At 69.4% G+C, this 14470-nt stretch carries 11 protein-coding genes and 1 pseudogene; 2 read left to right on the top strand and 10 right to left on the bottom strand.

All coding sequences use genetic code 11. The features are described 5' to 3' along the window. Position 1: 1 nt before the first annotated feature. A pseudogene (locus P3G67_RS25625) lies at positions 2-930 on the bottom strand (BCCT family transporter); the annotation flags it as partial. A gap of 144 nt (positions 931-1074) precedes the next feature. Between P3G67_RS25625 and P3G67_RS25620 the strand changes: the two are divergent. Further along, positions 1075-2214, top strand: coding sequence for a glycerate kinase family protein (locus tag P3G67_RS25620; RefSeq protein WP_276095633.1), 1140 nt, complete (start codon positions 1075-1077; stop codon positions 2212-2214). A 93-nt stretch (positions 2215-2307) separates the two neighbouring features. On the opposite strand, the gene pssA is transcribed toward P3G67_RS25620, so the two are convergent. The 9 genes from pssA to P3G67_RS25575 form a co-directional block, all read right to left on the bottom strand. Continuing rightward, on the bottom strand, positions 2308-3174 hold the full coding sequence (gene pssA / locus P3G67_RS25615) for a CDP-diacylglycerol--serine O-phosphatidyltransferase (protein ID WP_276095601.1): 867 nt from the start codon (positions 3172-3174) through the stop codon (positions 2308-2310). Continuing rightward, positions 3161-3808, bottom strand: coding sequence for a phosphatidylserine decarboxylase (locus tag P3G67_RS25610; protein ID WP_276095600.1), 648 nt, complete (start codon positions 3806-3808; stop codon positions 3161-3163). Before P3G67_RS25610 ends, pssA begins: the two co-directional genes overlap by 14 nt. Positions 3809-3976: 168 nt before the next feature. Beyond that, the gene (locus P3G67_RS25605; protein ID WP_276095599.1) at positions 3977-5188 is read right to left on the bottom strand and encodes an acyl-CoA dehydrogenase family protein; all 1212 of its coding nucleotides are present in this window, start codon (positions 5186-5188) and stop codon (positions 3977-3979) included. Between the two features lie 3 nt (positions 5189-5191). Beyond that, entirely contained in the window at positions 5192-5704 is a 513-nt protein-coding gene (locus P3G67_RS25600) for a MaoC family dehydratase (protein ID WP_269858772.1), read from the bottom strand. A 5-nt stretch (positions 5705-5709) separates the two neighbouring features. Then, positions 5710-7752 (bottom strand): protein meaA, encoded by a 2043-nt coding sequence (locus tag P3G67_RS25595; protein WP_276095598.1) that lies wholly within the window; start codon positions 7750-7752, stop codon positions 5710-5712. A 12-nt stretch (positions 7753-7764) separates the two neighbouring features. Then, a complete protein-coding gene (gene ccrA / locus P3G67_RS25590) occupies positions 7765-9126 on the bottom strand; it encodes a crotonyl-CoA carboxylase/reductase (protein ID WP_391858344.1) in 1362 nt (453 codons plus the stop codon). Between the two features lie 388 nt (positions 9127-9514). Further along, positions 9515-10303, bottom strand: coding sequence for a TetR family transcriptional regulator (locus P3G67_RS25585; protein WP_391858343.1), 789 nt, complete (start codon positions 10301-10303; stop codon positions 9515-9517). An 85-nt stretch (positions 10304-10388) separates the two neighbouring features. Further along, on the bottom strand, positions 10389-12191 hold the full coding sequence (locus P3G67_RS25580) for a 3-hydroxyacyl-CoA dehydrogenase family protein (RefSeq protein WP_276095596.1): 1803 nt from the start codon (positions 12189-12191) through the stop codon (positions 10389-10391). Positions 12192-12591: 400 nt separating this feature from the next. After that, entirely contained in the window at positions 12592-13614 is a 1023-nt protein-coding gene (locus tag P3G67_RS25575) for an Rv2578c family radical SAM protein (protein WP_276095595.1), read from the bottom strand. Positions 13615-13834: 220 nt separating this feature from the next. Between P3G67_RS25575 and P3G67_RS25570 the strand changes: the two genes are divergently transcribed. Then, positions 13835-14278 carry an SRPBCC family protein gene (locus P3G67_RS25570; protein WP_269858899.1) on the top strand — a complete coding sequence of 148 codons (444 nt, stop codon included), beginning with the start codon at positions 13835-13837 and terminating at the stop codon, positions 14276-14278. Positions 14279-14470: the final 192 nt, after the last annotated feature.

Genomic DNA, 14470 nt, shown 5'->3' with positions numbered 1-14470 from the left:
GCAGCAGGTCGTGCAGATAGCCGCCGACGCTGGCCGGAACGCTGTTGAGCACGTACACGGTCGGGCCGACGACGAACACGAAGACCATGACGACGGCGGCGAGCACCACGTTGATCGCGCTCAGCCATTTGACGCCCTTGTGCAGTCCGGAGAAGGCGGAGGCGACGAACGCCGCGCTCAACGCGGCGATGACGACCAGCTCCAGCGCCCTGGAGTCGCGTACCCGGGCGGTGAGTTGGAGGCCCTTGGCGACCTGCAGGGCGCCCAGGCCCAGGCTGGTGGCAGTGCCGAAGACGGTGGCGAAGACGGCGAGCAGGTCGATCGCGCGACCGGGCCAACCCCGCGCCCGCGCCTCGCCGATGAGCGGGACGAACACCGAACTGAGCCGGTTGCCGCGGCCCTTGCGGAATCCCGCGTAGGCCGGCGCCAGCCCGGCCATGCCGTAGATGGCCCACGGCTGGAAGGTCCAGTGGAAGAACGAGTACTCCAGCGCGGTCCTGACCGCCGCGGGGGAGTGCTGCGGAACGCCGGTTCCTGGTGGCGGGTTCACATAGTGCTGGAGTGGTTCGCCGACGCCGTAGAACATCAGGCCGATGCCCATGCCCGCGCTGAACATCATCGCCACCCAGGCGAGGTTGTCGAACTCGGGCTCGTCCTCGTCCCGGCCGAGCCTGATGAGCCCGAAGCGGCTGAAGGCGATCACCACGGCCAGTACCAGGAAGGCGTCGGCGGCGATCACGAACAGCCAGCCGAAGTTGCTCAGCAACCAGCGGAGCGCGGCGCTGGAGGCCCGGTCCAGCGATGCCCTGCCGAAGGCGCCCCAGCCACTACCGCGACTACCAGGAGGGCTCCGACGGAGAACAGTGTGAAGTCGGGGGACTCGTCGCGCGGTTCGCGGGCCAGGGGCTGATCGGTGTCCCGAGCACTCATGTTGCCCAACTATGTCCGCATATGTGGGGCTACTGGGAGTGGCTCGCCGACGGTGACCATGGGCACCGGGCCCACCGGACGGATAAGGTCCGAAGCGGCGCGACTTAACTCCTGGAGAGTGCACAGGTGGCAGAAATTCGCAGCGTGCTGATCGCCGCGGACAAGTTCAAGGGCTCGCTCACGGCCACCGAGGTGGCCCAGCACCTCACCACCGGCCTGCGCCGGGCGGTGCCCGGCCTGCGCGTCGAGTTCCTGCCGGTCGCCGACGGCGGTGACGGCACGGTGGACGCGGCGGTCGCCGCCGGATTCGAACGGCGGACCGCACGCGTCACCGGGCCGCTAGGCGATCCGGTGACTGCGGCCTACGCGCTGGGCGACACCGTGGCCGTGGTCGAGATGGCCGAGGCGTCGGGCCTTCGGCAACTGCCGGACGGCGTCTTCGCACCGCTCACCGCGACGACGTACGGCACCGGGGAGCTGCTGCGCGCCGCGCTGGACGCCGGGGCGCGCACCATCGTGCTCGGGGTCGGTGGCAGCGCCACGACGGACGGCGGGGCCGGGATGCTGGCCGCACTCGGCGCGGAGTTCACCGACGCTGACGGCAAGCCGGTCGGTTCCGGTGGCGCGGCGCTGGCCGCGCTCGCCGCGGCCGACCTCAGCGGCCTTGACCCGCGGCTCGCCGAGGCCGAGATCGTGCTCGCCAGCGACGTGGACAACCCGCTGCGCGGCCCCAAGGGCGCCGCGGCCGTCTACGGCCCGCAGAAGGGCGCCTCCGCCGCCGACGTCGTGGCGCTGGACGCCGCGCTGGGCCGGTATGTGGACGTGCTGGGTGAGGCGGTCGGCGTCCGCGCGGTGGAGGCCGCGCAGGCCCCGGGCGCGGGCGCGGCGGGCGGCATCGGTTACGGGGCGCTGGTGGGCCTGGGGGCGGTGTTCCGGCCCGGGGTCGAGGTGCTGTTCGAGCTGCTGGGCTTCGCGGAGGCGCTGGCCCGGGCCGATTTCGTGATCACCGGTGAGGGCTCGCTCGACGCGCAGACGCTGCACGGCAAGGCCCCCGCGGGTGTGGCGCAGGCGGCGCGCGCCCGCGGGCTCGACGTCGTCGCGGTCTGCGGGCGGCTGGCGCTGCCGCCCGCGGAGCTGGGGGCAGCGGGGATCCGCCGCGCCTATGCGCTCACCGAGCTGGAGCCGGACGTCTCCCGGTCCATCGCGGAAGCCGGGCCGCTGCTGGAGCGGGTGGCGCGGCGGATCGCCGACGACTTCCTGGTCCTGCGACGGCCGTCTCATTAACCGCCGACAACGACCGGTGGCCAATTGACCGCCGACGAAGACTAAAGGTGGGCGGGAGATCTCCCGCCCACCCAGTCCTACGTCTGTGGAGGCTCAGCCCAGCGGCAGGCGCTCCGCGGCCCGTGCGGCCCGGGCGTCGCGCCGGTTGCCGCGGATCGTGTTCACCCGCCGGAAGGTGGCGAACAGCGGAATGACCGCCGCCATCACCACCTGGAGCGCCGCACCGGCCTGGAGCAGGACCTGCGCGCCCGGGGAGTCGGCCGCCCAGGCCGCAAGGCAGCCCATGCTGATGAAGATCCAGCACAGGGTGGCGATCGCCAGTCGCCCGCGCGGCTTGGGGTACTCGACCCGGCTCACCATGAGCCATGCCACACCGACGATGATCGCCAGCGTCGGCAGGAACGGCAGCCGCAGCAGCGTCGCGGAGACGATCGTCAGGGCGCCCATGGGGCTCGGCATGCCCTGGAAGATCCCGTCCTTCATGGTGGTGCAGGAGAACCTTGCCAGCCGCAGCACCACGGCCAGCACCACCACGATCGCCGCCACCGCGGAGACGTGCTGGTGGCCGTCGTCGGCGACCATGCCCCAGACCACCACGAAGTACGCCGGTGCCAGCCCGAAGCTGATCAGGTCGGAGAGGTTGTCGAGCTCCGCGCCCATCGCCGAGCTGCGCAGCTTGCGCGCCACCAGGCCGTCGAACAGGTCGAAGACCGAGGCGAGCAGCATCAGCATCACGGCGGTGGCGGCGCTGTGCCGGGCCATCCCGCCGTCGGTCTGGCCCATCAGGTGCGGGACCAGCACGCCGGTGGTGGTGAAGTACACCGCCATGAAGCCGCAGGTGGCGTTACCGAGGGTGAGGGTGTCCGCTATCGACAACCGGGTGGACACCGGCATGTCGTCGGCGTCGTCTTCGATCTCGGTGACCCAGGGAGGTTGTGTGTCGGGATCAACCACGGTCAAGGCGAGTCACCCCAGCCTGTGTGGTCTGGCCGACCTCGACGGCCGGCTCGATCCCCTCCGGCAGGTAGATGTCGACCCGTGAACCGAAGCGGATCAGCCCGATCCGCTCGCCCTGTTCCACCTTGGTGCCCTGTGTGACGTAGGGCACGATGCGCCGGGCGACGGCACCGGCGATCTGGACCATCTCGATGTCGCCCAGCTCGGTGTCGAAGTGCCAGACGACCCGCTCGTTGTTCTCGCTCTCCTTGTTGAACGCCGGAACGAACCCGCCGGGGATGTGCTCGACGGAGGTGACCGTGCCCGCCAGCGGGGCGCGGTTCACATGGACGTTCAGCGGGCTCATGAAGATCGCGACGCGGGTGCGGCCGTCCTTCCAGGGCATGATGCTCTGCACCACACCGTCTGCCGGGGAGATGACGCGGCCGTGAGCGATCTCACGCTCGGGGTCGCGGAAGAACCACAGCATGCCCGCCGCGAGGGCGGTGGTCGGTACGGCCACAGCCGCCCAGCGGCCGGAGCGTCGGGCGCGGGTCAGACTGACCGCTGCGGCGGCGACGGTCGGGAGGAGCCACGGCGACGCTCCACGCGCGAGGCGGACCCGGCCGCGTTGTGCAGAGGATGGGCTGTGGGGCATGGATGACCTTCGTAGCGGAGGATTGCCGCGAGAGAAACGGGGACGGCGGCTTTTCCCGATGGTATCGGTTGCGACCAGCAACTCGGCAAGCTCAAGGGCGAGTCGGTGGCCGCAAACCGATGACCGGGTGTGATCTTTTTCGCGGACAAAAGCCACAGAAGTGGACATTTAGCCCTGGATTCGGTACTCCTCCAGTAGGCGCCGCCCGATGATCATTTTCTGGATCTCGGCGGTGCCCTCGCCGATCAGCAGCATCGGCGCCTCGCGGTACAGCCGCTCGATCTCGTACTCCTTGGAGAAGCCGTATCCACCGTGGATCCGGAAGGCGTCTTCCACCACCTCTTTGCAGTACTCCGAGGCGAGGTACTTCGCCATGCCTGCCTCAAGGTCGTTGCGCTGTCCGGAATCCTTCTTGCGGGCCGCGTTAATCATCATTTGATGGGCGGCCTCCACCTTGGTGGCCATCTCCGCGAGCTTGAACTGGATCGCCTGGTGCTGGGCGATCGGTTTGCCGAAGGTGTGCCGCTGCTGGGCGTACTCCACCCCCAACTCGAAGGCCCGGCGCGCCACGCCGCAGCCGCGCGCCGCAACGTTGACGCGCCCGACCTCGACGCCGTCCATCATCTGGTAGAAACCCCGGCCGCTTTGGCCGCCGAGCACCCGGTCCGCCGGAACGTGTACGTCCTCCAGCACCAACTCGGTGGTGTCCACGCCCTTGTAGCCCATTTTCTCGATCTTGCCGGGCACGGTGAGGCCGGGGACCTTGGTGTTCGGGCCGAAGCCCGGCTCCTTCTCGATGAGGAAGGTGGTCATCGACCGGTGCGGCGGGGCGCCTTCCGGCTGGCCCTCGTCGGTGCGGCACAGCACCGCGACGAGATTTGAAGAACCGCCGTTGGTCAGCCACATCTTCTGGCCGTTGATGACGTACTCTTCACCGCTTCGGACCGCCTTGGTGCGAATGGCGGAAACGTCGGAACCGAGCCCCGGCTCGGACATCGAGAACGCGCCGCGGATATCACCGGCCGCCATCTTCGGCAGGAAGTGGTCCTTCTGCTCCTGCGTACCGTGCTGCTTGAGCATGTAGGCGACGATGAAATGGGTGTTGATGATGCCGGAGACGCTCATCCACCCACGGGAGATCTCCTCGACGCACAGCGCGTAGGTGAGCAGGGATTCCCCGAGCCCCCCGTACTCCTCGGGGATCATCAGGCCGAAGACGCCCAACTCCTTGAGTCCCTCCACTATCTGGGTGGGGTACTCGTCGCGGTGTTCGAGTTCCGTCGCGACCGGAAGGATCTCCTTGTCCACGAAATCCCGGACCGTGGACAGGATCTCGCGCTGGATGTCCGTCAGGCCCTCGGTCTGCTGGAGGCGGCTCATGGTCTACTTCTCCTGGGCGTTGAGCTCGGGGCGGCCGGGCTGCTCGCCGCCGCGCTCCTTGATGTACGTGGCCGTGGGGACCATGACCTTGCGGCGGAAGACGCACACCAGCGTGCCGTCCTGCTTGTAGCCCTTGGTCTCCACGTAGACGATGCCCCGGTCGTTCTTCGACTTCGACTCCCACTTGTCGAGCACGGTCGTCTCGCCGTAAACGGTGTCGCCGTGGAAGGTCGGTGCCACGTGCCGCAGCGACTCGATCTCCAGGTTGGCGATCGCCTTTCCGGAGACATCGGGCACCGACATGCCCAGCAGCAGGGAGTAGATGTAGTTGCCCACCACGACGTTCTTGCCGAAATCGGTGGTCCGCTCCGCGTAGTTGGCGTCCATGTGCAGCGGATGGTGGTTCATGGTGAGCAGACAGAAGAGGTGGTCGTCGTATTCGGTGACCGTCTTGCCGGGCCAGTGCCGGTAGACGTCCCCGACGGTGAACTCCTCGTAGGTGCGGCCGAATTGCATGGGGTCTAAGCCTCCTGGAGCGAAGCGGAGTTGGTCACGGGGGCAGCCCCCAGGCTTCCGAGACCGTATCCTCGGCGGATCTCGTCCACAATCCTGCCGATCATCTCGGTGATGCCGAAGTCCTTCGGCGTGAAGACCGCTGCGACGCCCTTCGCGCGCAGGGCCTCGGCGTCCGCCGACGGAATGATGCCGCCGACGATCACCGGCATGTCCTCCACCCCCGCGGCGCGCAGCAGCCGCAGTACCTCGGGGACGAGTTCCAGATGCGAGCCGGACAGGATCGACAGTCCGACGCAGTGCACGTCCTCGGCCACTGCGGCCGTGACGATCTGCTCGGGGGTCAGCCGGATGCCCTGGTAGACGACCTCGAATCCCGCATCACGCGCGCGAACCGCGATCTGCTCGGCACCGTTGGAGTGCCCGTCCAGGCCGGGCTTGCCGACCAGCAGCCGCAGCTTGCCGACCCCCAACTCGTGTGCTGTGGCCGCCACCTTGTGGCGCACCTCGGCCAGCGGCGTGCCCGCCTCCGGGGCGACCGCGACGGGCGCGCCGCTCACCCCGGTGGGGGCGCGGAACTCGCCGAAGACGGCGCGCAGCGCGAAGGACCACTCGCCCGTGGTGACCCCCGCGCGGGCGCACTCCAACGTGGCCGCCATCAGGTTGGCGTCGGTGGCTGCGGCCTCCTTGAGCGCTGAGACGGCCGCCTGGGCGCGGGCCTCGTCGCGCTCGGCCCGCCAGCTGCCCAGGGCCTTGACCACGAGAGCCTCGTTGGCCGGGTCGACGGTCTGGATGGCGGTGTCCAGGTCCGCGGTGAGCGGGCTGGGCTCGGTGCCCTCGAAGCTGTTGACCCCGACGATCTTGTCCTCACCGGCCTCGATACGGGCCCGGCGCAGCGCGTGCGAGGCGACCAGTTGGGACTTCAGGTAGCCGGACTCCACCGCCGGGATGGCGCCGCCCATCTCCTGAACATGTTCGATCTCGGCGGCGGCGGCCTCGACGATCTCGTCGACCTTGGCCTCTATGACATGGCTGCCGCGGAAGATGTCCTCGTACTCCAGCAGGTCGCTCTCGTGCGCCAGGACCTGCTGGATGCGCAGCGACCACTGCTGGTCCCAGGGGCGCGGCAGACCCAACGCCTCGTTCCAGGCGGGGAGTTGTACGGCGCGGGCGCGGGCGTCCTTGCTGAGGGTGACGGCGAGCATCTCCAGCACGATGCGCTGGACGTTGTTCTCCGGCTGGGCCTCGGTCAGCCCGAGCGAGTTGACCTGGACGCCGTAGCGGAAGCGGCGGTTCTTGGGGTTGTCGATCCCGTACCGCTCCCGGGTGATGGTGTCCCAGAGGCGGGCGAAGGCCCGCATCTTGCACATCTCCTCGACGAACCGGACGCCCGCGTTGACGAAGAAGGAGATCCGGCCGACCACATCGCCGAAGCGTTCCGGTGGCACCTGGCCGGAGTCGCGCACCGCGTCCAGCACGGCGATCGCGGTGCACATCGCGTAGGCGATCTCCTGGACCGGAGTGGCTCCCGCCTCCTGCAGGTGGTAGCTGCAGATGTTGATCGGGTTCCACTTGGGGATGTGGTTCACCGTGTAGGTGATCATGTCGGTGGTCAGCCGCAGCGACGGACCGGGCGGGAAGACATGGGTGCCGCGCGACAGGTACTCCTTGACGATGTCGTTCTGCGTCGTCCCCTGGAGCTTGGCGATGTCCGCCCCCTGTTCCTCGGCGACCACCTGGTACAGCGCCAGCAGCCACATGGCGGTGGCGTTGATGGTCATCGAGGTGTTCATCTGCTCCAGCGGGATGTCCTGGAACAGCCGCCGCATATCGCCGAGATGGGCGACCGGGACCCCGACCCGGCCGACCTCGCCGCGGGCGAGGATGTGGTCGGGGTCGTAGCCGGTCTGCGTCGGAAGGTCGAACGCGACCGACAGTCCGGTCTGGCCCTTGGCGAGGTTGCGCCGGTACAGCGCGTTGGACTCCTCGGCGGAGGAGTGCCCCGCGTAGGTCCGCATCAGCCACGGCCGATCTTTCTGACGCTCACTCATCTGCGCTGTCCCTCAGACGTTCCGGAAGCGGTTGATGGCGTCGATGTGCTTCTCGCGCAGCTCGTGGTCGCGCACCCCCAGGCCCTCCTGCGGGGCCAGGGCGAGCACGCCGACCTTGCCCTGGTGGAGGTTGCGGTGCACGTCGTAGGCGGCCTGACCGGTCTCCTCCAGGCGGTACGTCTTGGACAGCGTCGGGTGGATCTTGCCCTTGGCGATCAGGCGGTTGGCCTCCCATGCCTCGCGGTAGTTGGCGAAGTGGGAGCCCACGATGCGCTTCAGCGACATCCACAGGTAGCGGTTGTCGTACTCGTGGTTGTAGCCGGAGGTGGAGGCGCAGGTGACGATGGTGCCGCCCTTGCGGGTGACGTAGACCGAGGCGCCGAAGGTCTCCCGGCCGGGGTGCTCGAAGACGATGTCCACGTCCTCACCGCCGGTCAGCTCACGGATCCGCTTGCCCAGCCGCTTCCACTCGCGCGGGTCCTGGTTGTGCTCGTCCTTCCAGAACTTGTAGCCCTCGGCGTTGCGGTCGATGATCGCCTCGGCGCCCATCGCACGGCAGATGTCCGCCTTCTGCGGTGAGGAGACCACGCAGATCGGGTTTGCGCCGCCGGCGAGCGCGAACTGCGTGGCGTAGCTGCCGAGGCCACCACTGGCACCCCAGATGAGCACGTTGTCGCCCTGCTTCATGCCCGCGCCGTTGCGCGAGACCAACTGGCGGTACGCGGTGGAGTTGACCAGCCCGGGGGAGGCCGCCTCCTCCCAGGTCAGGTGCTTGGGCTTGGGCATCAGCTGGTTGGACTTGACCAGCGCGATCTCGGCCAGACCGCCGAAGTTGGTCTCGAAGCCCCAGATGCGCTGCTCGGGGTCGAGCATCGTGTCGTTGTGGCCGTCGGCCGACTCCAACTCCACCGACAGGCAGTGTGCGACGACCTCGTCGCCCGGGTGCCAGGCGTTGACTCCGGGGCCGGTGCGCAGCACGACGCCCGCCAGGTCGGAGCCGATGATGTGGTACGGCAGGTCGTGGCGCGCGGCGAGCGGCGACGACTTCCCGTACCGCTCAAGGAAGTTGAAGGTGGAGATCGGTTCGAAGATGGACGTCCAGACCGAGTTGTAGTTCACCGAACTGGCCATGACGGCCACCAGGGCCTCGCCCGGGCCGAGTTCGGGCACCGGCACCTCGTCGACGTGGAGGGACTTGCGGGGGTCCTTCTCGCGGGTGGTCAGGCCGGCGAACATCTCGGCCTCGTCCTTGCGGACGGTGACGGCACGGTACGACTCGGGCAGCGGCAGGGCCGCGAAATCGGCGGCGGTGACGGTGTGGGAGCCGCTGTCGGATGCGGTCGACGCGAGGATCGCGTCGAGGATGTCGTTCACTTTGGGGCCTCCGGCGAAGCGTTTGGGGACGCTTGAGGGAACGCTGGGGTCTCGGTGTGCCGTCGGTTCGGCGGTGGTGCGTGAGCGCGCTGTGGCGCGCTGGAAGTGCCCCCGGACGGGGTCTGGGGGAGCCTGTGACGCAGGCGTCCGGGCGCTTGGGGACAGACGGCGTGCGGAGGTTCGCTGCACGCCGCCCGCCCGGACACGGCTAGGTTATGGCACGGGGTGTCACTCGTAAAGACACTGCGTGCCATAAATTTTTTTGGACGAGTTTCACGCGGACGCGGCACGGGCCGTGCGCGGTCGTGACACGGAACCGCGCACGGATGTGGCACGGCCGCACCCGAAGCCGGGTGCGGCCGTGCGAGCTTGGGGGAGTTGCCGCTGGTCAGTCCAGGCCGGATTCCAGGGCCTTCTCGACGGCCCGCAGCACCTCGGTGGGCGAGGCGTCGGTACGGGCCACCGCCACCACCACCGCGCCCGGCCGGTCCTCCTGCGGCACCGGCGCCGCCGTTGCCGGGGTGGCGCGGCCCACGCCCATGCCGGTGCCGAATGTCTCCCTGATCACGTCGAAGGCGTGGTTCAACTGCGCCTCCACATCGCCCTTGCCGCCCGCCCGCAGCCAGCGCCGCAGCACATGGTTGTGGGCGGCCACCACCGCCGACGCGGCCACCTCGGCCAGCAGCGGGTCGTCATCGCCCGCGCGGTGCGCCGCCTCGTCGAAGTGGCCCAGCAGATAGCGGGTGAACAGCCGGTCGTAGCGCGCGACCGACGCGATCTCGTGCTCGCGCAGCGCGGGGACCTCGCGGGTCAGTCGATAGCGTTCCACGGACACCTCGGGCGACTCCGCGTACATCCGCAGCACTTCGGTGATACCGCGGCACACCGTGTCCAGTGGGTGCTCGCCCGGTTCCGCGCTGTCCAGTACCGCCTGGACACGGACCAGGGTGTCGTCATGGTCGGGGAAGATCGCCTCTTCCTTGGAGCGGAAGTGGCGGAAGAAGGTGCGCCGGGCCACCCCCGCCGCCGCGGCGATCTCGTCGACCGTGGTGGCTTCGTACCCCTTCGTGGAGAACAGGTGCATAGCGGCCGTGGCCAGGTCCTGGCGCACGCGGTGCCGCTGTGCGGTGGTTCGGGTGGTTGAGCGCGGCTGGGACATGTGGGGAACGTACTGCATTTCGGCAGGCGGTGCGCCCGGCGCCCCAGCTCGTCCGGCGCCGGGGGCCAGGCCGGGGAAGACCCCGGCCCACCCCTTGGTGTCGTCAGGCCCTGGCATATTCGCGGAAGCCGCGGCCGGTCTTCCGGCCGAGGCAGCCCGCGGAGACCAGGTTCTCCAGCAGTGGGGCGGGAGCGAGCCCCGGGTCACGGAACTCCCGGTGCAGCACTCGCTCGATGGCCAGCGAGACGTCCAGCCCGACGACATCCAGCAGTTCGAACGGGCCCATCGGGTAACCGCCGCCCAGCTTCATGGCGGTGTCGATCGCGTCCACGCTCGCGTAGTGCTCCTGAACCATCTTCACCGCGTTGTTCAGGTACGGGAACAGCAGGGCGTTGACGATGAAACCGGCCCGGTCGCCGCAGTCCACCGGGTGCTTGCGGATGGTGCCGCACACCTCGTGCACCGTGGCCCGCACGTCGTCCGCGGTGAGCACCGTGCGCACCACCTCGACCAGCTTCATCGCCGGGGCCGGGTTGAAGAAGTGCATGCCGATGACGTCCTGCGGACGGGAGGTCCCGGCGGCGATCTGCACCACCGGCAGCGACGATGTGGTGGTCGCCAGCACCGCGCCCGGTCGGCAGACCTTGTCGAAGGTCTCGAACAGCTGCTGCTTCAGGGCGAGTTCCTCGGCGATCGCCTCCACCGCCAGGTCGACCTGGGCGAAGGAGTCCAGCGACCCCGCCGCGGTGATCCTGGCCAGCGCCGCGTCCCGGTCGGCCGGCGCCAGACGGCCCCGATCGACCGAGCGGGCAAGGGACTTGGCGATGCGGGCGACGGCGGCGTCGGCCTTCTCCTGGCCGCGGGCGGCCAGGACGACCTGGTAGCCCGCCTTCGCGAAGACCTCCGCGATGCCGGTCGCCATGGTTCCGGAGCCCGCCACGCCGACGGTGCGCACGGTGCGGCCCGCGCCCTGCCGCTGGCCGTCGCCCGGGGTCTGCCGGTCGGCGACCACCTCGTGGCTGCCGGGCTCGGCGTAGGTGTAGAAGCCGCGTCCGGCCTTGCGGCCGGTCAGGCCCGCCGCCGCCAACTGGCCCAGGATCGGCGCCGGTGCGTGCAGCCGGTCGCGGGAGGCGGAGTACATCGCCTCCAGCACCGTTTTCGCGGTGTCGACGCCGATCAGGTCGAGCAGCGCCAGCGGCCCCATCGGCAGCCCGCAGCCGAGCCGCATGGCCGCGTCGATGTCCTCACGCGTCGCGTAGCGCGCCTCGTACATCGCGGCGGCCTGGTTGAGGTAGCCGAACAGCAGCCCGTCGGCGATGAACCCGGGCCGGTCGCCGACCGGGACCGCCTCCTTGCCGAGCGCGCTCACCAGCGCGGTCACCTGGGCCGTGGCCTCGGGCGCGGTGAGCACCGTGGAGACCACCTCGACCAGCTTCATGGCCTGCGCGGGCGCGAAGAAGTGCAGCCCCAGCACCTGTTCAGGGCGCTTGGTCTCGGCAGCCAGCCGGGTCACCGACAGCGCGTTGGTGCCGGTGGCCAGGATCGCCTCCGGCTTGACGATGGCGTCGAGCGTGGTGAGGACCTCGCGCTTGAGCTCGTAGTTCTCCGGCACCACCTCGATCACCAGGTCGGCGTCGGCGGCGGCGTGCAGATCGGTGAAGGTGCGGAACCGGGCCAGCGCCTCACCGCGTTCGGCCGGGGTGAGCTTGCCGCGCTGCACGGCCCGCTCGGTGGAGTGCTCCAGGGCGGCGGCCGCGGCGGCGGCCGCCTGCTCGCAGCGTTCGATGCCGATGACCTCGTGTCCGGCGCGGACCAGGACCTCGGCGATGCCGGAGCCCATGGTGCCGAGGCCGACGACGGCGACGGTGCGCAGGGCGGAGGGGGACGGGGTGGACGGACGGTCCATCGCGAAACTCCAGGGGGTGTGCCCCGTGCGGGAACGGGGCGTGACGACTGAGGAGCTACCGCGCGCGTGTCGGCGAACACACACCTGCGGTGCGGGAGTTGGGGTGCCCTTCGGGCGCCTGCGCCCGGGAAGGCGGGCACAGGGGTGTCCGTGGAGCGGGTGGCGGGCCCTGTCCCGGGGCCGCGCCGCGATGCCGAACCGACGAGATACCGCGATGGTGCGGTGGTGCTGTGCGCGTGGTGGCTGCGTCACCAGGCCACCGTGCGCGAGAACCCTGACACCGCGGTCAGCGGTGCGCGGGCTCGTTGGTGCGAGAGTAACTCGTCAGTAACCTGGGCGCCAGAGGGTCGCCCATGTGAATTGCGCCGCGTTCAGATGAGCGCGGTAGCCGTGGACGCGCTCACAGCAGCGTCAGTTGCGTCGGCCCGGCCGGGGCGGCCACCTCGGGGGCCGTGGACTCGATGCGCCTGGCCGTGCCCGGACGGGACGGGCCGATGCCGAACTCCTGGGCCAGTTCGTGTACTTGGCGGGTGATGCGGCGCTGGTACCACTTCGGTGCGTATGCGCTCTCCGCGTACATTGCCATGTACCGCCTGACCAGTTGCGGATGGCGCTCGGCGAGCCACTTCATGTACCACTCGCGCGCCCCCGGGCGCAGATGCAGCACCAGCGGCGTGACGGACGTGGCCCCAGCGGCGGCGATGGCCCGCCCCGTCTCACGCAACTGGTCGGGGGAGTCGGAGAGGAACGGCAGGACCGGGGCCATCAGCACGGCGCATGGGATGCCGTGCTCATTAAGTGTCCGGCACACCTCCAAACGCTTGTCCGGAGCCGGCGTGCCCGGTTCCACGCCGCGCCACAGCCGCCGATCGGTGAACCCCACCGAGACGGCGGTCGCCACCTCGGTCACCCGCGCGGCCTGCTCCAGCAACTCCAGATCGCGCAGGATCAGCGAGCCCTTGGTGAGGATCGAGAACGGGTTGGCGTGGTCCCGCAGCGCGCTGATGATGCCCGGCATCAGCTGGTAGCGGCCCTCGGCGCGCTGGTAGCAGTCGACGTTGGTGCCCATGGCGATGTGCTCGCCATGCCATCGCGGCGCGGCCAGCTCGCGGCGCAGCAGCTCGGGCGCGTTGACCTTCACCACGATCTGCGAGTCGAAGTCATGGCCGGTGTCGAGGTCGAGATAGCTGTGCGTGTTGCGGGCGAAGCAGTACACGCAGGCGTGACTGCACCCGCGGTAGGGGTTGACCGTCCACTCGAACGGCATCCGGGACGCCCCCGGCACCCGGTTGATGATCGTGCGCGCCCGTACCTCGTGGAAGGTGATCCCACGGAACTCCGGGGTGTCGAACGTCCGCGACACGACCTCGGTGCCGAACAGTGCGGGCGTGCTCCCGTTGAGGCCCAGGTTGTCCCAGCGCATGCTGCTGCCTCCTCGCGTCGCCGGTCCCCCGAAAACCAGAATAGAACACGCGAGCGAATTTGGCGCGAGTCGGATCCTGGGCCCCGCGTTAACCGCTGTGGGCCGGATGAGGCCCCGATTTCGGTTCGGCGCCCCCACGGTGGTTGGCTTCTGCCCTGACCGAGCAAGTGAGTGGATTCCGGAGGCGGTGCCCCCGGAACACGAACCGGAGGACGAACAGATGGCACAGGTAGAGGCCACCACCGAGCGGATCGTCGCCGCCACGCCCGAAGCGGCGTTCGGCACCCTCGCGGACTACGCCCACGCCCGCAAGGAACTGCTGCCCGAGCAGTACAGCGAGTACGAGGTGCGCGAGGGCGGCGCCGGTGCGGGGACCCTGGTGCACTGGAAGCTGCAGGCCACCTCCAAGCGGGTGCGGGACTGCCTGCTCGAGGTGACCGAGCCGTCGCCCGGGCAGCTCGTGGAGAAGGACCGCAACTCCACCATGGTCACCACCTGGACCGTGACCCCGGCGGGGGAGGGCAAGGCCAAGGTGGTCGTCTCCACCACCTGGAGCGGTGCGACCGGCATCGGCGGCTTCTTCGAGCGGACCTTCGCCCCCAAGGGGCTCAACCGCATCCACGACCAGGTCCTCGCCAATCTCGCGGCACACGTCGAGAAGTAACTAACTGCGGAACGGCGGCGAAAACCGGCACCGGCCGTATTCACCGAATCGAGTGGATTTCTTGGCAAGGGAGGCGCGCGCCTAGCGCGCGCCGCTTAGTGCGAAATTCCCTGATGGGGTGCCAAGTGGGTTTTTCGCAGCGGTAGTTGACCGCCCTCCCTCTGCCCCCTGAGGGGAAACGTCGCGCTTGCT

It is taken from the genome of Streptomyces silvisoli (assembly GCF_029269905.1).
GTDB lineage: Bacteria > Actinomycetota > Actinomycetes > Streptomycetales > Streptomycetaceae > Streptantibioticus_A > Streptantibioticus_A silvisoli_A.
Note: the sequence above shows the minus strand (reverse complement) of the source record. Positions and strands in the feature narration are given on the sequence as shown.